We start from the raw sequence: 22,184 nt of genomic DNA on the forward strand, positions 1-22,184 counted from the left end.
TGCGGGCGCATGGCCGGATAAGCCGGGCATGTCGGACAGGCGTGTGGTGGAGCGCCGTTACGCCGACCGAACCGCCTCCGCGCGTCTACCGCCCGCCGCGTGTGTGCCGCCCTCCGCGCGTCGGCCACCGCCCTCGGCCGGACGGCCGGCTCCCGCTGCCGACGCCGCGTCGATCACCTCGTCCAGCACCTCCCGCGAGCGCAGCAGATCGCCGATCATCCGGTCGATGCGCTCCCGCTCCTCCGTGAGCTCGGCGACCAGCCGCGCGGTGGCGACCTCGGACGGGCCGCCGTCCGCGTCCCGCATGCACGGCAGCAGGCGTGCGATCTTCGTGCTGTGCAGGCCGGCGGCGTAGAGCGCCTGGATGCGGATGACCCGGTCGACCGCCCAGTCGCCGTACTCGCGGTGGCCGCCGGGCGTGCGCGCGGAGGTCAGGAGGCCCTGCTTCTCGTAGTAGCGCAGCGACCGCTCGCTCACTCCCGTGCGCCGGGCCAGTTCACCGATCCGCATGCCTCACCCCGTCCGCGTACCAAGCGACTTGAAACTGACACCGGTGTCAACTTCTACCGTACCGGCATGACGCAGACACCCGCGGCCTCGCCGCTCCTCGAACCCGCCCGCCTCGGCCCCCTCCACCTGCCGAACCGGCTGGTCATGGCCCCGCTGACGCGCAACCGCGCGGGCGCCGACGGCGTCCCCGGGCCGATGATGGCCAGGTACTACGCACAGCGCGCCTCCGCCGGGCTGATCATCGCCGAGGCGACCACACCCAATGCCGTCGGGCAGACCTACCCCCACATCCCCGCGATCCACAACGCGGCCCAGGTGGCCGGATGGCGGCGCGTCACCGACGCGGTCGGTGCCGCGGGCGGCCGGATGTTCCTCCAGCTCCAGCACGGCGGCCGGGTCGGCCACCCCGACACCAGCGGACTGGTGCCGGTCGCCCCCTCGCCGATCCCGCTCCCGGAGACCATCCACACCCCCGGCGGGCGGAAGGACGCCGTCGTGCCGCGCGAGATGACCCACGACGACATCCGCTCCACCGTGGCCGACTTCGCCACCGCCGCCCGCAACGCCGTCGACGCCGGCTTCGCCGGGGTCGAGGTGCACGCCGCCAACGGCCACCTCCTGCACCAGTTCATGGCGCGGAACACCAACCACCGCACCGACGCCTACGGAGGGCCGGCCGCCGCCCGGGTCCGGTTCGCCGCCGAGGTGGTCCGGGCCGTCGCCGACGCCATCGGCCCGGAGCGCGTGGGGGTCCGCATCTCCCCGGGTGTCACGGTCAACGGCATCGACGAAGGCGACACCGAGGCGATCTACCCCGCGCTCATCGACGCCCTGGCCCCGATGGACCTGGCCTATCTGCACATGGTCTTCGCCGACCCCGACCAGCCCCTCTTCCGCACCCTCCGCGGCGCGTGGCCGGGCACGCTGATCGCCAACCCGGCCCTGCCGTACCCCGGCCCCCTCCCCGCCGACGGCGGCCGCCGCGAGGGCGAGCGCCTGCTCGCCGCCGGAGCGGACCTGGTCTCCCTCGGCCGGGCCTTCCTCGCCAACCCCGACCTCGTCGCACGCCTGCGCCTCGGCGCCCCGCTCAACCCGGTCCGCGACGAGGGCCTGATGTACGTGGGTGGGGAGGCGGGCTACACCGACTACCCGGTGCTGGCCGCGTGAGGACCGGCGTCACGCCGCAGGCCCGGGCGGCCCCGGCCGCCGCTCGGCGTTCCGGGCCGCCCGTCCCGCGACGCGCGCACCCGACTCGATCGGGCACAGGATGTCGGGTCCGGCAGGGGCGGCGCTGCCTAGCGTGGTGATCGTCAAGAGGAAGGAACCGGGCATGCTGGAGCGGCTGAACCAGGCCATGGAGCACATCGAGCGACGTCTCGACCAGGACATCGAGGTGGAGGAGCTGGCGCGCGTCGCGGCCACCTCGGAGTACCACCTGCGCCGGATGTTCTCCGCGCTCGCCGGCATACCGCTGTCGGAGTACATCCGGCGCAGGCGGCTCACGCTCGCGGGCGCCGAGGTGCTCGCGGGGCGGGAGACGCTGCTGGAGATCGCGGTGCGCTACGGCTACGGCTCCGGCGAGGCGTTCGCGCGGGCGTTCCGTGCCATGCACGGCGTCGGACCGGGCGAGGCCCGGCGTACCGGCGCCGCGCTCAGCTCCCAGCCCCGGATGTCCTTCCGCCTCACCATCGAAGGGAGAAGCAGCATGCGATACCGCGTTGTGGACAAGGCGGACTTCACCGTCGTCGGGCTCAAGACCCGGGTACCGCTGGTGCACGCGGGGCCGAACCAGGCGATCGTGGACTTCGTCCGCGGGATCGACCCGCGGATGACGGAGCGCCTGGAGAAGCTGTCGGACCAGGAGCCGCACGGCATCGTCTCGGTCTGCGACGACCTGGACCCCAGCCGCGCCGAGGGCACCGAACTGGACTACTACCACGGCGTGATCACCTCCGCGGCCGCACCCGAGGGCACGGCCACGTTGGCCGTCCCGGCCGGAACCTGGGCGGTCTTCACCACCTCCGGGCCGGCGCCGCAGGCCATCCAGGAGCTGTGGCGGGACGTCTTCACCGAGTGGTTCCCGTCGAACCCGTACCGCAGCCGCACCGGCCCCGAGATCCTGCGCACCCGGCTGTCGCCGGGCACGGCGGAGGCCGACGCCGAGCTGTGGCTCCCCGTGGAGCCCGAGCGCGACCAGCGCGGCTGACAGGGCGGCGAGCCGCCGCGTACCCGCCCGGATGCCGGCTCCCGCAGGGCGAGGGTCGGCATCCGGCGGCGTGTCAGACCGAAGCCGCGCCGGGCGGTGACGGCACGGCGTGCGGACGGAGGACCATGAGCGAGTCCTCCGCGGTCGCCACCATGGCGAAGGGGAACCGGTCGAGCTCCAGACAGAGCGCGACGTCATCGGGGTGGACTCCTTGGCGCACGCCCTGCGCCAGCTCGGCGGCGGCACGCGACGCGGCGGCGCGGCGGAGGAACGCGGCCGCGTCCGTGCCGGCCCCGGTGGCCCTGCGGGCGATGTACTGCGCGCACGCCAGGTCTTCGTCGGCCCGCCCGTCCTCGCCCGTGACCACGAACGTGACCTCGTCGCACCCGCGGGTCCGCAGGAGCCGAGCCGTCGCCTCCGCCACCACGAAGCTCGCGCACAGCACGAGCGACGCCTCCTTGACCGCGAGGGCGCCGACCGTCCCCGCCGTGGTCTTCTGCACCACGGTCCGCCCGCCGAGGTCGAGGGAGCGCAGCAGGCCCGGCGAGTTGACGGTGTCGAATCCCGGCGCGGCCGGACCGTCCTTGAGCGCCACCCACTCCGGGTGACGCGCCTTGAGCGCCAGGGCCTCGTCCAGCGAACCGGCGAGGACGATCTTCTCCGCTCCCCGGGCGAAGGCCCAGGCGGCCACCGTGAAAGCACGCATGACGTCGACGACGACCGCCACGGGCGGGGCTTCGGCCAGCTCGGCGATGCCGAGGAAACGAGCGTCCATCCGGTCATGATCGTGCAGGCCCGCCCCGAAGCCCCGGGGCCGTGACGCGTATCACCTCGCTGTGCCGGGAGCCGTGGGGCGGCGGATAACGTGCGGGCATGACGACGACGAGCAAGCGGCGGATCCTTTACCGGCAGGGCACCGGGTTCTGGCGGATGACGGCGAAGTGGGTCCTGGTCTTCGGGGCCCTGTACCTGCTGGACGGCGGGCTGCTCCGATCGTGGGGCGACGCCGTGTCCTGGCCGTTCATCGGGCTCGTGCTGTACGTGCCGTTCGGGATCGGCATCGTCTGGTACGAGAAGAGGAACCACAAGGTCACGCTGACGACCCATGAACTGCGGATACGGCGCAGGCGGCTGCCGATGGAGCAGGTGAACCTGCTGCACGTGGCGCGGCTGTGGCTGGAGGGGCGGTCGACCGCGGACGACCAGCCCGTGCTGGAGTGGCCACGGCGGAACCGGACGGTGTGGGTGCCGCTGCTGGACGGCCGGGCGTACGGCGTGGAGTTCCGCGACCCGGCCGCGTTCGCCAAGGTGTTCGGCGCCTTCGCGGTCGCGGCGTGCGGCGGGCCGGACGTCGTCCGCGCGAGGGCCGCAACGGCGACCTACCCGGAGCCGCGCCCGATGGTGGCCCGCCCCGCCCGCGGCACCTCCGGGGCGGACGTCCTGGACATCTTCGGCTGAGAGCCGGACTGAATCGCTCAGCATACCCCTCGGGACGATCTAGCGTCTGGCCCCATGACACCTTCCGACCTTCCCCCGCGCCTCGGCAGCCTGACCTTCCACGGCCCGCTGTCCGAAGACCGCGCCGGGCGCATCGTCGCGCGGCTCGCCGCCGTCTCGCCCGCCACCGTCCTCGACATCGGGTGCGGCTGGGGCGAACTGCTGCTGCGGGTGGTGGAGTCCGTCCCGGGCTCGACGGGCGTGGGCCTCGACATCAACGCCGAGGACCTCGCCAGGGGCAGGGACCTCGCGAAGGAGCGCGGACTTGCCGAGCGGGTCGAGTTCGCGGAGGAGTCGGCCCTCGGCACGTCGCGTGGCCCCGTGGACGCGGTGCTCTGCCTGGGCTCCGGCCAGGCGCTGTGCGACCCCGGGCAGCCGTACGATCCCGCTGTCGTTCTGCGCGAGCTGCGCCGCCTGGTCCGCCCGGGCGGGTGTGTCGTTCTCGGCGAGGGGTTCTGGGAGCGTTCCCCGACGGACGCGGAGCTCGCGGGGATGTGGCCCGGGGCGCACGCGGGTGACCACCTGAGGCTCGGACCGCTGGTCGACCTCGCCGTCGAGGCGGGCTTCCGGCCGGCCTGGATCGAATCGGCGAGCCGTGAGGAGTGGGAGGAGTTCGAGTCCGGCTACCGCCATGACACGGAGCTCTGGCTCGCGAGTCACCCGGACCACCCCCTCGCCGCCGAAACCCGCGAACGAGTCGACCGCCAGCGGTCCTCCTGGGTCAACGGCTACCGCGACGTCCTCGGCATCGCGTATCTGACTCTCGTGCCGGTCGCCGGAGTCTGAACGCTGCGCGAGACGAAGCGTGATCCGTCCGCCTCCGACGACCACCGTCCGAGGCCCGGGACCGGGCGGCGTTCATCGAGCTGTTCGCGTCGCTCGAGGCAGGCGCCTACGTCGGTGGCTCTCGGCGTCGAACGCCTCGGTCGGATGACGGCGGACGACAGGTCACCGTGGTGCGCGCATGACCCGGCAGCCCTCATGTACTAGAGTTATCTCGACATCGAGATATCTGCCGAAAAGACGCACCGCAGCCGCGCCAGCCGGTAAGGGTTACCTAACTAAGTCTTACCTTAGCGGATCGGCGAGGAGCCATCACGGCAGGATGCGGTAAGAACGCGCACATTGATGAAGGAGACTGTCGTGTCGGCGAACAGCTTCGACGCCCGCAGCACGCTGCGCGTGGGCGACGAGTCGTACGAGATCTTCAGGCTGGACAAGGTCGAGGGCTCCGCGCGCCTCCCCTACAGCCTCAAGGTGCTCCTGGAGAACCTTCTCCGCACCGAGGACGGCGCGAACATCACCGCCGACCACATCCGAGCCCTCGGCGGCTGGGACTCCCAGGCGCAGCCCAGCCAGGAGATCCAGTTCACGCCGGCCCGCGTGATCATGCAGGACTTCACCGGTGTGCCGTGCGTCGTCGACCTCGCCACCATGCGCGAGGCCGTCAAGGAGCTCGGCGGCGACCCGGCGAAGATCAACCCGCTCGCGCCGGCCGAGCTGGTCATCGACCACTCCGTCATCGCCGACAAGTTCGGCACCAACGACGCCTTCAAGCAGAACGTCGAGCTGGAGTACGGCCGCAACAAGGAGCGCTACCAGTTCCTGCGCTGGGGCCAGACCGCCTTCGACGAGTTCAAGGTCGTCCCGCCCGGCACCGGCATCGTCCACCAGGTCAACATCGAGCACCTGGCCCGCACCGTCATGGTCCGCGACGGCCAGGCGTACCCCGACACCCTTGTCGGCACCGACTCGCACACCACCATGGTCAACGGCCTCGGCGTGCTCGGCTGGGGCGTGGGCGGCATCGAGGCCGAGGCCGCGATGCTCGGCCAGCCGGTCTCCATGCTGATCCCGCGCGTCGTCGGCTTCAAGCTCACCGGCGAGCTGCCCACCGGCACCACCGCCACCGACCTGGTGCTCACCATCACCGAGATGCTGCGCAAGCACGGCGTCGTCGGCAAGTTCGTCGAGTTCTACGGCGAGGGCGTCGCGGCGACGAGCCTCGCGAACCGCGCCACCATCGGCAACATGTCGCCGGAGTTCGGTTCCACCGCCGCGATCTTCCCGATCGACGACGAGACCATCAAGTACCTGAAGCTCACCGGCCGCTCCGAGCAGCAGCTCGCGCTCGTCGAGGCGTACGCCAAGGAGCAGGGCCTCTGGCTGGACCCGGCCGCCGAGCCGGACTTCTCGGAGAAGCTGGAGCTCGACCTCTCGACGGTCGTCCCCTCCATCGCCGGCCCGAAGCGCCCGCAGGACCGCATCGTCCTCGCCCAGGCCGCCGAGCAGTTCAACAGCGACGTCCTCGCCTACGTCCCGGCCGGCCAGGGCGGGCAGGACCTGTCCTCCCCGGTCGACGAGGCGAGCGACGAGTCCTTCCCGGCCTCCGACGCCCCGGCCTACGGCCACGAGGACAACGGCGCCGGCGCCCCGCAGCACTCCGCCGTCGTGCCCGGCCCCGGCCCGTCCAACCCGGTCACCGTCACCGGCGCCGACGGCGTCTCGTACGAGCTGGACCACGGCGCCGTCACCGTCGCCGCCATCACCTCCTGCACCAACACCTCGAACCCGTACGTCATGGTCGCCGCCGCGCTGGTGGCCAAGAAGGCGGTCGAGAAGGGCCTCACCCGCAAGCCGTGGGTGAAGACCACCCTCGCCCCGGGCTCCAAGGTCGTCACCGACTACTTCGACAAGGCGGGCCTGACCCCGTACCTCGACAAGGTCGGCTTCAACCTCGTCGGCTACGGCTGCACCACCTGCATCGGCAACTCCGGCCCGCTGCCGGAGGAGGTCTCCAAGGCCGTCAACGACAACGACCTCGCCGTCGTCTCGGTGCTCTCCGGCAACCGCAACTTCGAGGGCCGGATCAACCCCGACGTCAAGATGAACTACCTGGCGTCCCCGCCGCTGGTCGTCGCGTACGCCCTGGCCGGCTCCATGAAGGTGGACATCACCAAGGACGCCCTGGGCACCGACCAGGACGGCAACCCGGTCTTCCTCAAGGACATCTGGCCCTCGGAGGCCGAGGTCAACGACGTCGTCGCCAACGCCATCGGCGAGGACATGTTCTCCAAGTCCTACAGCGACGTCTTCGCGGGCGACGCCCAGTGGCAGGCGCTGCCGATCCCGACCGGCAACACCTTCGAGTGGGACCCGCAGTCCACCTACGTCCGCAAGCCCCCGTACTTCGAGGGCATGACGATGGAGACGACGCCGGTCACCGACATCACCGGTGCCCGCGTCCTCGCCAAGCTGGGCGACTCGGTCACCACCGACCACATCTCCCCGGCCGGCGCCATCAAGGCCGACACCCCGGCCGGCAAGTACCTCACGGAGCACGGCGTCGACCGCCGCGACTTCAACAGCTACGGCTCGCGCCGCGGCAACCACGAGGTCATGATCCGCGGCACGTTCGCCAACATCCGCCTGCGCAACCAGATCGCGCCGGGCACCGAGGGCGGCTACACCCGCGACTTCACCCAGCCCGAGGCGCCCGTGTCGTTCATCTACGACGCCTCCCGCAACTACATCGAGCAGGGCATCCCGCTGGTCGTCCTGGCCGGCAAGGAGTACGGCTCCGGCTCGTCCCGCGACTGGGCCGCCAAGGGCACCGCGCTGCTCGGCGTCCAGGCCGTCATCGCCGAGTCGTACGAGCGCATCCACCGCTCGAACCTCATCGGCATGGGCGTCCTGCCGCTGCAGTTCCCGGAGGGCCAGTCGGCCGAGTCCCTCGGCCTGACCGGTGAGGAGACCTTCTCCATCGCCGGCGTGACCGAGCTCAACGAGGGCCGTACGCCGCGCACGGTCAAGGTCACCACCGAGACGGGCGTCGAGTTCGACGCGGTCGTCCGCATCGACACCCCGGGTGAGGCCGACTACTACCGCAACGGCGGCATCATGCAGTACGTGCTGCGCTCGCTGATCCGCAAGTAAGCGGATCCCGGCCCGCGCGGCCGGTACGCGAACGCACGCGAAAGGGCCGCACCCCTCGGGGTGCGGCCCTCTTCGTGCACCGGTCGGAGCGGACACCGGTCAGAACATCAGCGTGTAGCCGTTCCAGCCGGAAGTCCCGATCTTGGTCGGCTTCGCGAACGGGGCGGCGGCGTTGCCCGTCCCGTTGTAGCGCCACAGCGCGCCCGCGGAGTCGCGTGCGATCAGGTCGGTACGGCCGTCCATGGTGAGGTCGCCCGTCGACACCAGGTAGTTGAAGGCGCCCCAGCCTCCGCCAACCTTGGTGCCCTTCGCGAACGGGGCGGCGGCGTTGCCGGTGCCCTTGTAGAGCCACAGGACACCGGACTTGTCGCGGGTCACGACGTCGGCCCGGCCGTCGCCGGACAGGTCGCCCTGGCCCAGGATCTGGTTGAAGGCCTGCCAGCCCGAGCCGACCTTCGTCCGCGCGGACAGGGTGCCGTCGGCCTTGCCCTTGTAGAACCAGAGCACGCCGGCCTTGTCGCGGGCCAGCACGTCGGCCGGGGTGGTCCCGCCCAGGTTGCCCGCGACGACGATCTTGTCGTAGGCGTCCCAGCCGCGGCCCAGGGTGAGGGGTTCGGCTTCGCTGCTGTAGTACAGGTAGCCCTGCTTGTCCCAGCTGTACACGCCGTCGGCGCTGCCGTCACCGTCGTGGTCGGCCTGGGCGGAGCCCCGGAAGACGTCCCAGCCGCTCGTGACGTACTCGCGGGCGGTGAGCCCGCCCCGGCCGTTGGGCCCGTACGCGTAGAGGTCGCCGTACTTGTCCATCGCGAACAGCGCGTGGACCGGGGCCGCGGCGCCGGCCGCGAGCGTGCCGTTCTGCGGAACCGCCTGGGAGAAGCCGTCCTGGTCGACGCTCTTGAGCGGTGCGGGGGCCGGGGTGTCCGCCACCGCGGAGCCGGCGGTGGCGCCGACCAGGGCGGCGGCTATGGCCGCTACGGCGAGACGCGACAGCGCGCGTCCGCGCTTGGGGCCGGAGGATTTGGCCACGTATGTTCTCCATGAGGATGGGAATGCGACGGCCACGGACGGTCGTCGCGGGATCATGGAGATCCTTGCACAACACCTTTACGAGGCAACTGGTTTAAGCCGGGGAAGCGGTCCTGTGAATCAGCCCCTTTCGGGGCGAAACGAACGGCGCGTCAGGCCGTGTACGCCGGCGCGCCGGTCATCTGTGACAAACCGGTGACGATTCCGCGCCCGTCGGCGGCGCGATGGCGCTGACCGGTCCGGAGCGCGGACCGGCCCTTCGTGCGCCGCTCGTTCCTCCTGCTCAGCCCAGCAGTTCCACCTCCGCCAGCACGCCACCGGAACCGGCCGACGGGACCAGCCGGTAGTGCCGGTACGAGCCCGGCCGGGCCACCGTGAACACCCGCGTCTGCCGGTCCCAGGCGAAGCTCTCGCCCGTACGCCGGTCCAGCTCCGTCCACGTCGCCCCGTCCGCCGACCCCTGGAGCACCCAGCCCGCCGGGGCCGAGGCCCGGTCCGACGACGTCAGCGTGTACTGCACCGCCCGCGCCGGGCCGGGGACGCGCAGCTCCAGCGGTGCCGTGAGCTCCGCCACCGTGGCCGACGTGTCGTCGAGGAGCGCGCCCTCGCCGCTCGCCAGGTCGCGGCGCGGCGTCGGCACCTTGTCGTCCCGGGTGATCGAGACCGGCGCCGCGCCCGGCCCGGTGCCCCACGCCGACGGCTTCGGCCCCATGGCGAACTCCAGCGTGCCGCCCCGCGCGAGCAGGTCGTGCGGCAGCGCCGTCGACGTCCAGGACCGGCCGTTGACCCGTACCCCCTGCACATAGACGTTCCGGGCGCTGTTCTCCGGGGCCTTGACCACCAGCGTGCGCCCGTTGTCCATCCGTACCGTCGCCTTCTCGAACAGCGGCGAGCCGATCGCGTACTCCCCGCTGCCCATCACCAGCGGATAGAAGCCGAGCGCCGAGAACAGCCACCAGGCGGACTGCTCGCCGTTGTCCTCGTCACCGTGGTAGCCCTGGCCGATCTCGCTGCCCGTGTAGAGCCGCGACAGCACCTCGCGCACCTTCTCCTGCGCCTTCCAGGGCTGCCCGGCCGCGTTGTACATGTACGTGACGTGGTGCGCGACCTGGTTGGAGTGCCCGTACATGCCCATCCGCACATCGCGCGCCTCCGTCATCTCGTGGATGACGGAGCCGTACGAGCCGGTGAACTCAGGCGACGCCGTCTCGGGCGTCGAGAAGTAGGTGTCGAGCTTCTTCGCCAGGCCCGCCCGCCCGCCGTACAGGTTCGCCAGGCCCCGGCTGTCCTGGGGCGCGGTGAAGGCGTAACCCCAGCCGTTCGTCTCGGTGTAGTCGTAGCCCCAGACCCTCGGGTCGTACGCCTCCGACGGCACGCGCCACTCGCCCTTGAGGTTGCGGCCCTGGAAGAAACCGGCCCGGGAGTCGAAGAGCGTGACGTAATTGCGGGCCCGGCCCAGGAAGTACGCCGACTCCTCCTTGTACCGCGCCTTGCCGGTCTTCTCGAAGAGGGCCTCCGCCATCCTCGCCAGGCCGTAGTCGTTGAGGTAACCCTCCAAGGACCAGGACAGGCCCTCGTGGGTCTCGGTCGAGGCGTAGCCGAGGAAGGGCGACGTCTCCATGCCCTTGCGGCCCACGCCCTTGCCGGGCGGCACGACGGTCGCGTTCTTCAGCGCCGCCTCGTACGCCGCCTCCGCGTCGAAGTCCACGCCCTTGACGTACGCGTCGGCGAAGGCGACGTCCGACGACGTGCCGGTCATCAGGTCGGCGTAGCCGGGGGACGACCAGCGGGAGATCCAGCCGCCGTCCTTGTACTGCTGGACGAAGCCGTCCACCAGCTCGCCCGCCTTGCGCGGGGTGAGGAAGGAGTACGCGGGCCAGGTGGTGCGGTAGGTGTCCCAGAAGCCGTTGTTGACGTAGACCTTGCCGTCGACGATCTTGGCGCCGGTGTGGGTCGGGGTGTCGGGGCCGGTCTGCGGGGAGAAGGGGCTGGCGTAGCGGTCCTTGCCGTCGACGCGCTCGAAGCCCGAGTTGGGGTAGAGGTACAGCCGGTAGAGGTTGGAGTAGAGCGTGACCAGCTGGTCGTGGGTCGCGCCCTCCACGCGGACGCGCCCGAGGATCCGGTCCCAGGCGGCCTGCGCCCGCTCCCGGACCCGCTCGAAGCCCGTGCCCGCCGGGATCTCGGCGGCGAGGTTCCGCTTCGCCTGCTCCACGCTGATGAGGGAGGTCGCCATGCGCAGCGTCACCGTGCGGTCCGCGCCCGCGTCGAAGCGCAGATGGCCCGTGACCCCCGACGCGGAGTCCGTGACCGGCGCGTCGAAGACGCCGTACACGAACATGCGCGTGGCGCCGGTCGACAGGCCGCTCTTGACGTCGGAGAAACCGGTGAAGGAGCCGCTCGCCGGGTCCAGCGTCAGCCCGCCCTCGTCCGTCACGTTGTCGAAGACGACGGACGCGTCCGCACCCGGATAGGTGAACCGCATCATCGCGGCGTGGTCGGCCGGGGCGATCTCGGCCCTCAGACCGTTCTCGAACGTCACGGCGTAGTGGTGCGGCCTGGCCGTCTCCCGCTCGTGGCGGAAGGGGAGGGCCCGCGCGGTACGGGCGGTGGGCGGCGCGCCGGGCGCGGCCGACGGCATCAGCTGGAAGGTCTGCCGGTCGCCCATCCAGGGGCTCGGCTCATGGCTGGCGCTGAACGCCTGCACGGTGGGCAGGTTGTCGGCGTTGTTGCCGCGCGCGTACTCGTACAGCCAGCTCTTGGAGGCGGCGTTGGTCACCGGCGTCCAGAAGTTGAAGCCGTGGGGGACGGCCGTCGCGGGGAACGTGTTGCCGCGCGAGAAGGAGGAGCTGGAGTTGGTGCCGCGTACGGTCGAGGCGTAGTCGGACACGCGGGGGAGCGGCTTCACGGGCGCCGCGCGCCCGAGGGTGATGTCGTCGATCCACCCCTGGAACGTCGCCGGGCCCTTCGGCGCGTCGTACGCCACCAGGATCCGGTCCACCGTCTTGCCCGCGGCCACGGTGCCGACGGACGCCCGCACCTGGTTCCACTGGTTGACGTAGAGCCGCTTGGCCGCGCCCTGGCCCTGCGGGCTGAGGCGCCCGCCGTGGCCGTCGACCGCGCCGAGCTCGCTCAGGTGGGTGCCGTCGGTGAAGGCGAGGTCGACGGAGACGTTCGTCGCCGGGTAGTTCAGGTCCGTCTCCGGCATGGAGGGGAAGATCCGGTACGACAGCTCGGTGTCGCGGGCCACGCGCGTGTCGACGTCGAAGACCTTGTTGTACGCGTACGCCCGCCCGGCCGGATGGTGCGTACCGGCGTAGCGCAGCGCCCGCTTGCCGGTGAACCCGGCGTTCGCCTTGGCGGTGGGGGAGCCGCCCGGGCCCCGGTCGACATGGCTGCGCATGTCGGGGGGGACGGGCGCGGAGGTGTCGCCGTTCGAGAACTGGACGTCGGCGAGCTGGGTGATGCCGGTGGCGCCGTTGTTCCGGCCGATCTCCAGCCGGTAGTGCGCGTACGGCGCCGCGCGGCTCGCGTCGACGTCGTACGTCCGCGTCTCGAAGCGCTTGGCGAACGTCTCGCCCTCGCGGGTGTCGAGGACCGTCCACTCCTTGCCGTCCGCCGAGCCCTTGAGCGTCCAGTCCCGGGGGTCGCGGGGGGCCGCGTCGTTGGCGGAGGTCAGGGCGTACGTCACCACCTTGACCGGTTCGTCGAGGTCGAACTCGACCCAAGCGGTGGGGGCGAAGGTGAGCCACTTGGTGCCGGGCTGGAGGTCGACCAGGTTCTCCTTGGTCTCCCCGGCTCCGGTGTTCTCGCCGCTGGCGCGCAGCTCGGTCACCTTCTCGGTGACGTTGCCCGGTATCCCGGCGGAGAAGCCGCCGTCGACGCCGGCCGACCGCTTGCGGCCCTCGGCATCCAGGTCGACGGTGTCGCGCCAGGTGGGCGGCGGTTCATCGGCCTCGAAGGAGGTGGTGAACTCCGTGGTGGCGGCCGGTGCTTGGCGCGGTAGCGCCGAGGCGGCCGACGGACCGGCCGTCACGGCCAGGGAAGCGGTCACGAGGGCGGCCGCCACGAGGGCGGCCGTACGTCGCTTGAGAGATCCTGGTCTGGGCTGCATCCCGCGTCGTGCCTCCTGCTCTCGCCGAAGCGCGTCGAACGTCGGACAGTAGAACGTCAGACAACGTTGTCAGATGAGCTGCGCAGCAACCAGTAGGAAGTAAGTGGCGTGTGGTGTCAAGGCTGTTGACGCGGCCGGAAGGCTGAAATCCCGCCGCGGGCGGCCCTCTTCACACCAGGTCTCAACTCGGGAAAGACTGCGACCCAAAGTGCGCTTCGATCTTGCTCAGTCGACGAGAAGTGGACTATACCTGTCGGCAACCCAGCACTGTAACACCGACCCACCTGCACAAGACCGCGCGGTGGCGGGGCCCTTCGCCTGAGGCGAGAGCGGTTCGGGGCGACCGGTACACCGCCTGAGTCCTGGAGAAGGCGAGGACTTGAGCATGGGATCCACCTCCGCCCGCTACGACCACGAGGGCCCCGGCCGCCGCGAGCTGATCAAGCGGTCCGCCGCACTCGGGCTGATCAGCGTGCCGACGATGAGCTTCCTGTCCGCCTGCGCCACCGGTGGCGGCGGGGGCGGCAGCGAGAAGGAGACGAAGGCGCCCGCCGGCGAGAAGTCCGCCAAGAACCCGCTCGGCGTCGCCCAGGGCGCCCCGCTGGAGGCGTTCATCTTCAAGGGCGGCCTGGGCGACCAGTACGCCAAGGACGCGGAGGCCGACTACAAGGCGGCCTACGGCGCCGAGGTCAAGCACACCGGCACCCAGCAGGTCGGGCCCAAGCTCACCCCGCGCTTCGCGGGCGGCAACCCGCCGGACGTCATCGACAACTCCGGCGCCGACCACCTCGACATGAACAAGCTGTCCACCCAGGGCCAGCTCCAGGACCTGGCCCCGCTGCTGGACGCGCCCTCGCTGGACGACCCGGCCAAGAAGGTCCGCGACACCCTCCACCCCAGCACCCTGGAGAAGGGCAAGCACGGCGACAAGGTCGACGTGCTGTACTACGCCTTCACCATCTACGGCACCTGGTACTCCGAGAAGCTCCTGGCCGACCGCGGCTGGACGTACCCGAAGACCCTCTCCGAGATGGTCGGCCTCTGCGGAGAGATCAAGAAGGCGGGCATCGCCCCCTGGACGTACGCCGGGAAGTATCCGTACTACGTCCACTTCAACCTCTTCGCCCAGATCGCCAAGATCGGCGGCATGGAGAAGTGGATCGCGATCGACAACCTGGAGCCCAACGCCTGGACCTCGAACGACGCGGTCAAGGAGGTCGTCGAGCACTACGAGGAGCTCGCCGCCAAGAAGTACTTCCTCGAAGGCAGCCAGGGCCTCACCCACATCCAGTCCCAGACCGCCTGGAACCGGGGCAAGGCCGTCTTCATCCCCAACGGCTCCTGGGTCGAGAATGAAGCCGCTCCCACCACGCCGAAGGACTTCGGCATGGCGGTCGGCGCCCTCTTCGACGGCACCGGCGACAAGATGCCGCACGGCACCCTGCGCGGCGAGCCCAGCGAGCCGTACATCGTCGCGAGCAAGGGCAAGAACCCGGCGGGCGGCATGGAGCTGCTGCGCATCATGCTGTCCAAGAAGCACGCCCAGAACTTCGCCACGAAGGTGAAGTCGCTGACCTGCGTCATGGACGCCACCGAGGGCATGACCCTCTCGCCCGGTCTCGCCTCCGCCAGCAAGGTCTTCAAGGAGGCGGGCGAGAACCTGATCAGCCTTCAGCTCCAGGAATGGTACCCCGCGCTCACCGACGAGAAGATCGGCGGCCTGACCGGTCAGCTGCTCACGGGCGAGCTGAAAGCAGCCGAATGGATCAAGAAGACCCAGCAGGAGTGCGACCGGGTCGCGAAGGACGACTCCGTGACCAAGTTCAAGCGCACCACCTGACGCTTCGGCAGCCGATTCGACCGCAAGAGGACCGCAAGAGGGGAAGGGCCGGGGAGCACCATGCAACACGGCAAATACCGATTCATCGTGGGCTTCCTGGCCCTGCCTCTGCTCATTTACGGCGTCTTCGTGATCTCGCCCTTCGTCCAGGCCTTCCAGATCTCGATGACGGACTGGTCCGGACTCGTCGGCTCCGCGAAGTTCGTCGGACTCGGCAATTTCCAGAAGCTCTGGGCAAACGACGACTTCTGGAACGCCCTGCGCCACAACGTCTACATGCTGGCCCTGGTCCCGGTCGTCACGCTCGCTCTCGGGCTGTTCTTCGCCTTCATGCTCAACGTGGGCGGCCGCCGCCGGAAGAACGAGGTCGTCGCCGGGGTCGCCGGGTCCCGCTTCTACAAGTTCGTCTTCTTCTTCCCGCAGGTCATCTCGGTCACCATCGTCGCGGTCATCTGGTTCAACATCTACAACCCCGACCCGGACGACGGCATGCTCAACTCCCTCCTCGGCGCCGTCGGCCTGGACGCGCTGCAGAACTCCTGGCTGGGGGAGAAGAGCCTCGCCCTGTGGTGCATCAGCGCGGTCATGGTGTGGAGCCACGTCGGTTTCTACGTGGTGCTGTTCTCCGCCGCCATGGCCTCCATTCCCCGTGACATCTACGAGGCGGCGCTGCTCGACGGGGCCGGCCGTTTCCACACCTTCTTCAGGATCACCCTCCCGCTGCTGTGGGACACCGTCCAGACGGGCTGGGTGTACATGGGCATCATCGCCCTGGACGCCTTCGCGCTCGTCCAGATCATGTCGGTGAACATGGGGGGCCCGGACGGTGCCACGGACGTCATGCCGCTGAGGCTGTACCTGACGGCCTTCCGCGACAGCCAGTTCGGCTACGCCTCCGCCATGGGCGTCGCCATGCTCATCGTCACCATGACGTTCGCCGTGCTCACGATGCGCTTCGCGCGCCGTGAGCGGATCGAGTACTAGGGGGAGGGGTACGCCGGATGACGACCGACGAGATCCAGGACGAGCCGGCAGCGGTGACCAAGCAGGGGTCGCCGACGCCCGCCGAAACCACCCGGCGGCCCGGCCCGGCGTCCGGCCGCACCGGCGGCCGGTCCGGCCGCGCTGCCGAGGGCGGCGTACTGAACGTCTTCTCGCACGGCATCCTCGTCGTGTGGGCCCTGATGGTCGGCGTGCCGCTGCTGTGGGTGCTGTGGAGCGCCTTCAAGGACAGCAACGGCATCCTCACCGACCCGTGGGGCCTGCCGACCGTGCTGCACTGGGAGAACTGGTCCAACGCGTGGGACGACGCGAACATGGGCCAGTACTTCGTCAACACCGCGATCGTGGTGGGCGGCTCGGTCGTCGGCACGATGGTGCTCGGCTCGATGGCGGCGTACGTCCTGGCCCGCTTCACCTTCCCCGGCAACCGGTTCCTCTACTACCTCTTCGTGGCCGGCATGTCCTTCCCGGTCTTCATGCTGGTCATCCCGCTCTTCTTCGTCCTGCGGGACTTCCCGGGCAGCTCGCTGCTGGCCACGTACCACGGGCTGATCCTGGTCTACATCGCCTATTCGCTGCCCTTCACCGTCTTCTTCATGACGGCGTTCTTCCGTACGCTGCCGGCCTCGGTGGCGGAGGCGGCGATGATCGACGGGGCCTCGCACACCCGGACCTTCTTCCAGGTCATGCTGCCGATGGCGAAGCCGGGCCTGATCAGCATCGGGATCTTCAACTTCCTGGGGCAGTGGAACCAGTACCTGCTGCCGATGGTGCTCAACCAGCAGGAGGACAAGTACGTCCTCACTCAGGGCCTGGCGATGATCGCGCTCCAGCAGGGGTACGAGAACGACTGGGGCGCCCTGATGGCCGGCATGATGATCGCGATGCTGCCCGTGCTCGCCGTCTACTCGATCTTCCAGAGGCAGGTCCAGTCCGGCCTCACGGCGGGTGCGCTGAAGTAGCGGCCCGAAGGAGCGGCCTGAAGCAGTGGCCTGAACACCCAACCGCCCGTCCGCAGCGCACCCGCTGCCGACGGGCGGTTTTCGCGTCGCGTGAGGCTTTCCGCCCGCTTTCTCCGTATCTCATTCGCTCATCCGAGGCCCTGAACGCTCAAGGTCTTGACGGGGAGCAACCCAAAAGGCTCAGCTTAGAGTTCACATGTTGGAGAAAACGGCAGGAGTGAGAGAGTCGATGGAGACTCCGGGGTCGCAGACATCTCTGCATCGGGCCAATCTCGAGCGCGTGGTACGCGCCGTCCGCATGGCCGGGTCGCTGACCCAGGCGGAGATCGCCAGGACCACCGGCCTCTCCGCCGCCACGGTCTCCAACATCGTCCGGGAGCTCAAGGAAGGCGGCACCGTCGAGGTCACCCCCACCTCGGCGGGCGGCCGCCGGGCCCGCAGCGTCTCGCTCAGCGGGGACGCCGGCATTGTCATCGGCGTCGACTTCGGCCACACCCACCTGCGGGTCGCCGTCGGCAACCTCGCCCACCAGGTGCTCGCCGAGGAGTCCGAGCCGCTGGACGTCGACGCCTCCTCGGCCGAGGGCTTCGACCGGGCGGAACGGCTGGTCAAGCGGCTGATCGCGGCGACCGGCATCGGCCAGGACAAGGTGATCGGCGTCGGCCTCGGCGTCCCGGGCCCCATCGACGTCTCCTCCGGAACCCTCGGCTCCACGTCGATCCTGCCGGGCTGGACCGGCATCAACCCCAGCCAGGAGCTCTCCGGCCGCCTCGGCGTCCCGGTGTACGTCGACAACGACGCCAACCTCGGCGCCCTCGGCGAGCTCGTCTGGGGCGGCGGCCGCGGGGTCAAGGACCTCGCGTACATCAAGGTCGCGAGCGGTGTGGGCGCGGGACTGGTGATCGACGGTCAGATCTACCGGGGCCCCGGCGGCACCGCCGGCGAGATCGGCCACATCACGCTCGACGAGTCGGGCCCGGTCTGCCGCTGCGGCAACCGCGGCTGCCTGGAGACCTTCACCGCCGCGCGCTACGTCCTGCCGCTGCTCCAGCCCAGCCACGGCGCCGACCTCACCATGGAGCGGGTCGTGCAGCTGGCGCGCGAGGGCGACCCCGGCTGCCGCCGGGTCATCGGGGACGTCGGGCGCCACATCGGCAGCGGTGTCGCCAACCTCTGCAACCTGCTCAACCCCAGCCGTGTGGTGCTGGGCGGCGACCTCGCGGAGGCCGGCGAGCTGGTCCTCGGACCCATCCGGGAGTCGGTCTCGCGGTACGCGATCCCCAGCGCCGCGCGGCACTTGTCGGTCGCGCCGGGAGCCCTGGGGGGCCGTGCGGAGGTGCTCGGCGCCCTCGCCCTCGTACTGAGTGAGATGGGTGATTCGACCCTTCTGCAGAGCGCGTTGCCCGGGTCCGCGCCTGCGTTCACTTAGATAACGAATGGCACCGTTGTCATCTCGTTGTCAATTTACTCCTTGACGACGGCGTGTCGGCCGAGTTGACTTCCAGCCACCTCGGCCGCAACGTCGCGGCCTCGTCAGGGAGGCAACCCCACATGAACGCAATGACGCGACGCCTTGTCATAGGCACCGCCGCGGTGTCCATGGCCGCGACCCTCGCCGCCTGTGGCAAGGCCGGCGACGGTGACGCCGCGGGTGGAAGCGGCGGCGACGGCAAGACCATCGGTCTGCTGCTGCCGGAGAACAAGACGACCCGTTACGAGACGTTCGACCGCCCGATCATCGAGGCGAAGATCAAGCAGCTGTGCGGCGACTGCACGGTCAAGTACAACAACGCCGCGCAGGACACCGAGACGCAGAAGAAGCAGTTCGACGCGCTCGTCACGCAGGGCGTCAAGGTGATCATCCTGGACGCGGTCGACTACAAGGCCACCAAGTCCTGGGTGACGGGCGCGGAGAAGCAGGGCGTCAAGGTCGTCGCGTACGACCGCCTCGCCGAGGGCCCGATCTCCGCCTACGTCAGCTACGACAACGAGAAGATCGGCCGCCTCCAGGGCGAGGCCCTGGTCAAGGCGCTCGGCGCCCAGGCCAAGGACGCCAACGTCGTCATGATCAACGGCTCGCCGACCGACCCGAACGCCCCGCTCTTCAAGAAGGGCGCCCACAGCGTCCTCGACAAGCAGGTCAAGAAGGTCGTCTACGAGCAGGACATCCCGGACTGGTCGCCGGACGAGGCCAACAAGAAGATGGGCGCCGCCATCGACTCCCTGGGCGAGAAGGGCTTCCAGGGCGTCTACTCCGCCAACGACGGCATGGCCGGCGGCATCATCACCGCGCTCGGCAAGCAGGGCATCAAGGTCCCGGTCGGCGGCCAGGACGCCGAGCTCGCCGGTCTGCAGCGCATCCTGAAGGGCGACCAGGCCTTCACGATCTACAAGCAGATCAAGCCGGAGGCCGAGACCACCGCCGCGATCGCGGTCCGCCTGCTCAAGGGCGACAAGATCGACGACCTGGTGAGCGCCAAGGTCACCAGCCTGACCGGCGAGTTCAAGGACATCCCGGCCAAGCTGTACGACGCCGAGATCGTCACCAAGGAGAACATCGCCTCCACGATCCTCGCCGACAAGGTCTACACCGCCGCGGACATCTGCACCGCCGAGTACAAGGCGGCCTGCGAGGCGGCCGGCATCAAGTAGCCGCCGGCACCCCCCACACGCGAAGCACCTCACCCCCCACGCGCGAAGGCCGCGCACGACACGCGGCCTCCCCACGCCGGTCCGGCGCCCCGCCCCGTCCATGCCCCGCAAGCACCACGGGCGGGCGCCGGACCCGCTCTCGCACCCCTCGCAACCTCCTTGCTCCAAGCACCACCATCCCCGCCGGACAGGCGGCGAAGGAGATGATTCACGTGTTCGCTACGCCAGTGCTGGCGTTGCGCGGAGTCTCCAAGCGGTTCGGCGCCGTCCAGGCGCTCACCGACGTAGACCTGGAGATCCACGCCGGTGAAGTGGTCGCCCTGGTGGGCGACAACGGCGCCGGAAAGTCGACGCTCGTCAAGACGATCTCGGGCGTCCACCCCATCGATGAAGGCGCCATCGAGTGGGAGGGCCGGCCGGTCCGCATCACCAAGCCGAACGAGGCCTCCGACCTCGGAGTCGCCACCGTCTACCAGGACCTGGCGCTCTGCGACAACCTCGACGTCGTCGCCAACCTCTTCCTCGGCAACGAGCTGCGCCGCGGCTCCGTCCTCGACGAGATCGCGATGGAGAAGCGCGCCAAGGAACTGCTGGACACCCTGTCCATCCGCATCCCCAGCGTCCGCATCCCCGTCGCCGCCCTCTCCGGCGGCCAGCGCCAGGTCGTGGCCATCGCCCGCGCCCTGATCGGCGACCCCAAGATCGTCATCCTGGACGAGCCGACCGCCGCTCTCGGTGTCGAGCAGACCGCCCAGGTCCTCGACCTCGTCGAGCGGCTGCGCGAGCGCGGCCACGGCGTCATCCTCATCAGCCACAACATGGCCGACGTCCGCGCCGTCGCCGACAAGGTCGCCGTCCTGCGCCTGGGCCGCAACAACGGTGTCTTCAACGTCAAGGACACCACGCACGAAGAGATCATCGCCGCCATCACCGGCGCCACGGACAACGCCGTGACCCGCCGCCAGGCGCGTACGGCCACGAAGGGGGACGCGAAGTGAGCGACCTCACCAAGACCCCCGCAAGCGAGAACGCGGAGTCCGCCGCCCCCGTCCCCGCCGTCGACCCGCGGCTGCTCGTCCGCGAAGAGGGCCTCAAGGGCTACTGGACCGAGTTCACCCGCAAGGTGCGCGGCGGTGAGCTGGGCTCCCTCCCGGTCTTCATCGGCCTGATCGTCATCGCGATCGTCTTCCAGTCGCAGAACGCCAACTTCCTCTCCGCGAGCTCCGTCGCCAACATCGCGGTCTACACCTCCGGCCTCGGCATCATGGCCGTCGGCATCGTCTTCGTCCTGATCCTGGGCGAGATCGACCTGTCGGTCGGCTCGGTCGCGGGCGTCGGCGCCGCCGTGTGGGCCGTGCTCAACGTGAGCAACGGCATGAACGACTGGCTCTCCGTCGGCATCGCCGTCCTGTGCGGCCTCGCGCTCGGCCTGCTGCACGGCTTCTTCTTCGCCAAAATCGGCGTCCCGGCCTTCGTCGTCACCCTCGCCGGCTTCCTCGGCTGGAGCGGCCTGCAGATCTGGCTGATGGGCAAGGAAGGCTCCATCAACGCGCCGAGCGGCTCCGTCGTCGAGCACCTGACCGGCTACTACTTCGAGGACAAGGCCGCCGCGTACGGCCTCGCCCTGGTCGCCGTCCTCGCCTACGCCGCCTCGCTCCTCCTGGACCGGCAGCGCCGCAGGGCCGCCGGCCTGCTCGCCCGCCCCACCAGCGAGGTCGTCCTGCGCACGGCCGTCGTCGCGGTCCTGTGCTTCGTCGTCGCGTACGTGCTCAACGAGCCCGCCGGCGCCCGCGGCCTGCCGCTCGCCCTGGTGCTGTTCCTGGTCGTCCTGGTCGTCGCCGACTTCGTCGCCCGCCGCACCACCTTCGGCCGTCAGGTCTTCGCGGTCGGCGGCAACGCCGAGGCCGCGCGCCGCGCCGGCATCAACGTCGACCGGGTCCGGATCACCGTCTTCGGCCTCTCCGGCCTGCTCGCCGCCTTCGGCGGCCTCTTCGTGGCGAGCCTCTCCGGCGGCGCCACCAAGAGCCTCGGCGGCGGCAACACGCTGATGCTCGTCATCGCGGCGGCCGTCATCGGCGGCACCAGCCTCTTCGGCGGCCGCGGCAAGGTCTGGTCCGCGCTCCTCGGCATGATCGTCATCCAGGCGATCCAGCAGGGCCTGAACATGCTCGGCATGGCCTCCGAGATCCAGTACATGATCACCGGCGCGGTGCTCCTCGCCGCCGTCGTGATCGACTCGGTCTCCCGCCGCACGCAGAAGACCGCGGGCCGCGCGTAGCCTGCGGGTGAGATACACCGCAGTGCCCGGCACCGCTGAACCGGTGCCGGGCACCGCTGCGTCTGCGCCAATGTGATGACCTAGGGGGGCCCGCCCGATGATGATGATCCGGAGCGGAACATTAGACTCGACAAAATCGTCAGCTCGACCAGCTCAACACGCAA

16 protein-coding genes and 1 pseudogene are annotated in these 22,184 nt (G+C 70.1%); 13 read left to right on the top strand and 4 right to left on the bottom strand.

Annotated features, from left to right (window positions below; all coding sequences use genetic code 11):
- Positions 1 to 57: 57 nt before the first annotated feature.
- Positions 58 to 510, bottom strand: a complete 453-nt coding sequence (locus tag ACIRNI_RS19645) for a MerR family transcriptional regulator (RefSeq protein WP_403552652.1) — start codon at positions 508 to 510, stop codon at positions 58 to 60.
- 66 nt (positions 511 to 576) lie between these two features.
- On the opposite strand from ACIRNI_RS19645, the gene ACIRNI_RS19650 reads away from it, so the two are divergent.
- Together ACIRNI_RS19650 and ACIRNI_RS19655 are read left to right on the top strand one after the other, a co-directional pair.
- Positions 577 to 1,677, top strand: a complete 1,101-nt coding sequence (locus tag ACIRNI_RS19650; protein ID WP_403552653.1) for an alkene reductase — start codon at positions 577 to 579, stop codon at positions 1,675 to 1,677.
- Positions 1,678 to 1,840: 163 nt separating this feature from the next.
- On the top strand, positions 1,841 to 2,716 hold the full coding sequence (locus tag ACIRNI_RS19655) for a GyrI-like domain-containing protein (protein WP_403552654.1): 876 nt from the start codon (positions 1,841 to 1,843) through the stop codon (positions 2,714 to 2,716).
- A gap of 73 nt (positions 2,717 to 2,789) precedes the next feature.
- Here ACIRNI_RS19655 and ACIRNI_RS19660 read toward each other — a convergent pair whose 3' ends face one another.
- Positions 2,790 to 3,491: a 2-phosphosulfolactate phosphatase gene (locus ACIRNI_RS19660; RefSeq protein WP_403552655.1), complete on the bottom strand. Its 702-nt coding sequence runs from the start codon at positions 3,489 to 3,491 to the stop codon at positions 2,790 to 2,792.
- Between the two features lie 98 nt (positions 3,492 to 3,589).
- Between ACIRNI_RS19660 and ACIRNI_RS19665 the strand changes: the two genes are divergently transcribed.
- From ACIRNI_RS19665 to ACIRNI_RS19680, 4 genes and pseudogenes are all read left to right on the top strand, one after another.
- Complete coding sequence (locus ACIRNI_RS19665) at positions 3,590 to 4,174, top strand: hypothetical protein (RefSeq protein ID WP_403552656.1); 585 nt, start codon at positions 3,590 to 3,592, stop codon at positions 4,172 to 4,174.
- 54 nt (positions 4,175 to 4,228) lie between these two features.
- Entirely contained in the window at positions 4,229 to 4,999 is a 771-nt protein-coding gene (locus tag ACIRNI_RS19670; protein ID WP_403552657.1) for an SAM-dependent methyltransferase, read from the top strand.
- Positions 5,000 to 5,028: 29 nt separating this feature from the next.
- Positions 5,029 to 5,130 (top strand): annotated as a pseudogene (locus tag ACIRNI_RS19675) (GNAT family N-acetyltransferase); the annotation flags it as partial.
- A 226-nt stretch (positions 5,131 to 5,356) separates the two neighbouring features.
- Positions 5,357 to 8,149 (top strand): aconitate hydratase, encoded by a 2,793-nt coding sequence (locus ACIRNI_RS19680; protein WP_403552658.1) that lies wholly within the window; start codon positions 5,357 to 5,359, stop codon positions 8,147 to 8,149.
- 99 nt (positions 8,150 to 8,248) lie between these two features.
- Here ACIRNI_RS19680 and ACIRNI_RS19685 read toward each other — a convergent pair whose 3' ends face one another.
- Positions 8,249 to 9,175 carry an FG-GAP repeat domain-containing protein gene (locus ACIRNI_RS19685; RefSeq protein WP_403552659.1) on the bottom strand — a complete coding sequence of 309 codons (927 nt, stop codon included), beginning with the start codon at positions 9,173 to 9,175 and terminating at the stop codon, positions 8,249 to 8,251.
- A gap of 283 nt (positions 9,176 to 9,458) precedes the next feature.
- Positions 9,459 to 13,286 (bottom strand): GH92 family glycosyl hydrolase, encoded by a 3,828-nt coding sequence (locus ACIRNI_RS19690; protein WP_403552660.1) that lies wholly within the window; start codon positions 13,284 to 13,286, stop codon positions 9,459 to 9,461.
- A gap of 385 nt (positions 13,287 to 13,671) precedes the next feature.
- On the opposite strand from ACIRNI_RS19690, the gene ngcE reads away from it, so the two are divergent.
- The 7 genes from ngcE (at position 13,672) to ACIRNI_RS19725 (ending at position 22,020) form a co-directional block, all read left to right on the top strand.
- The gene (ngcE, locus tag ACIRNI_RS19695; RefSeq protein ID WP_403552661.1) at positions 13,672 to 15,126 is read left to right on the top strand and encodes an N-acetylglucosamine/diacetylchitobiose ABC transporter substrate-binding protein; all 1,455 of its coding nucleotides are present in this window, start codon (positions 13,672 to 13,674) and stop codon (positions 15,124 to 15,126) included.
- 60 nt (positions 15,127 to 15,186) lie between these two features.
- Positions 15,187 to 16,110, top strand: a complete 924-nt coding sequence (locus ACIRNI_RS19700; protein ID WP_403552662.1) for a carbohydrate ABC transporter permease — start codon at positions 15,187 to 15,189, stop codon at positions 16,108 to 16,110.
- A gap of 17 nt (positions 16,111 to 16,127) precedes the next feature.
- Positions 16,128 to 17,090: a carbohydrate ABC transporter permease gene (locus tag ACIRNI_RS19705; RefSeq protein ID WP_403552663.1), complete on the top strand. Its 963-nt coding sequence runs from the start codon at positions 16,128 to 16,130 to the stop codon at positions 17,088 to 17,090.
- Positions 17,091 to 17,319: 229 nt separating this feature from the next.
- Positions 17,320 to 18,519 (top strand): ROK family transcriptional regulator, encoded by a 1,200-nt coding sequence (locus tag ACIRNI_RS19710; RefSeq protein ID WP_355364660.1) that lies wholly within the window; start codon positions 17,320 to 17,322, stop codon positions 18,517 to 18,519.
- 122 nt (positions 18,520 to 18,641) lie between these two features.
- Positions 18,642 to 19,742: a substrate-binding domain-containing protein gene (locus ACIRNI_RS19715; protein ID WP_403552664.1), complete on the top strand. Its 1,101-nt coding sequence runs from the start codon at positions 18,642 to 18,644 to the stop codon at positions 19,740 to 19,742.
- A 203-nt stretch (positions 19,743 to 19,945) separates the two neighbouring features.
- A complete protein-coding gene (locus ACIRNI_RS19720) occupies positions 19,946 to 20,740 on the top strand; it encodes an ATP-binding cassette domain-containing protein (RefSeq protein ID WP_403552665.1) in 795 nt (264 codons plus the stop codon).
- Entirely contained in the window at positions 20,737 to 22,020 is a 1,284-nt protein-coding gene (locus ACIRNI_RS19725) for a sugar ABC transporter permease (protein WP_403552666.1), read from the top strand. Before ACIRNI_RS19720 ends, ACIRNI_RS19725 begins: the two co-directional genes overlap by 4 nt.
- The last annotated feature ends 164 nt before the right edge of the window (positions 22,021 to 22,184 follow it).

The sequence above is a fragment of the Streptomyces sp. NPDC093546 genome (assembly GCF_044765045.1).
GTDB lineage: Bacteria > Actinomycetota > Actinomycetes > Streptomycetales > Streptomycetaceae > Streptomyces.

Coding starts and splice junctions, on each gene's coding strand:
- ACIRNI_RS19645 (WP_403552652.1), bottom strand. CDS start 510: ATGCGGATCGGTGAACTGGCCCGGCGCACGGGAGTGAGCGAGCGGTCG.
- ACIRNI_RS19650 (WP_403552653.1), top strand. CDS start 577: ATGACGCAGACACCCGCGGCCTCGCCGCTCCTCGAACCCGCCCGCCTC.
- ACIRNI_RS19655 (WP_403552654.1), top strand. CDS start 1,841: ATGCTGGAGCGGCTGAACCAGGCCATGGAGCACATCGAGCGACGTCTC.
- ACIRNI_RS19660 (WP_403552655.1), bottom strand. CDS start 3,491: ATGGACGCTCGTTTCCTCGGCATCGCCGAGCTGGCCGAAGCCCCGCCC.
- ACIRNI_RS19665 (WP_403552656.1), top strand. CDS start 3,590: ATGACGACGACGAGCAAGCGGCGGATCCTTTACCGGCAGGGCACCGGG.
- ACIRNI_RS19670 (WP_403552657.1), top strand. CDS start 4,229: ATGACACCTTCCGACCTTCCCCCGCGCCTCGGCAGCCTGACCTTCCAC.
- ACIRNI_RS19690 (WP_403552660.1), bottom strand. CDS start 13,286: ATGCAGCCCAGACCAGGATCTCTCAAGCGACGTACGGCCGCCCTCGTG.
- ngcE (WP_403552661.1), top strand. CDS start 13,672: ATGGGATCCACCTCCGCCCGCTACGACCACGAGGGCCCCGGCCGCCGC.
- ACIRNI_RS19700 (WP_403552662.1), top strand. CDS start 15,187: ATGCAACACGGCAAATACCGATTCATCGTGGGCTTCCTGGCCCTGCCT.
- ACIRNI_RS19705 (WP_403552663.1), top strand. CDS start 16,128: ATGACGACCGACGAGATCCAGGACGAGCCGGCAGCGGTGACCAAGCAG.
- ACIRNI_RS19710 (WP_355364660.1), top strand. CDS start 17,320: ATGGAGACTCCGGGGTCGCAGACATCTCTGCATCGGGCCAATCTCGAG.
- ACIRNI_RS19715 (WP_403552664.1), top strand. CDS start 18,642: ATGAACGCAATGACGCGACGCCTTGTCATAGGCACCGCCGCGGTGTCC.
- ACIRNI_RS19720 (WP_403552665.1), top strand. CDS start 19,946: ATGATTCACGTGTTCGCTACGCCAGTGCTGGCGTTGCGCGGAGTCTCC.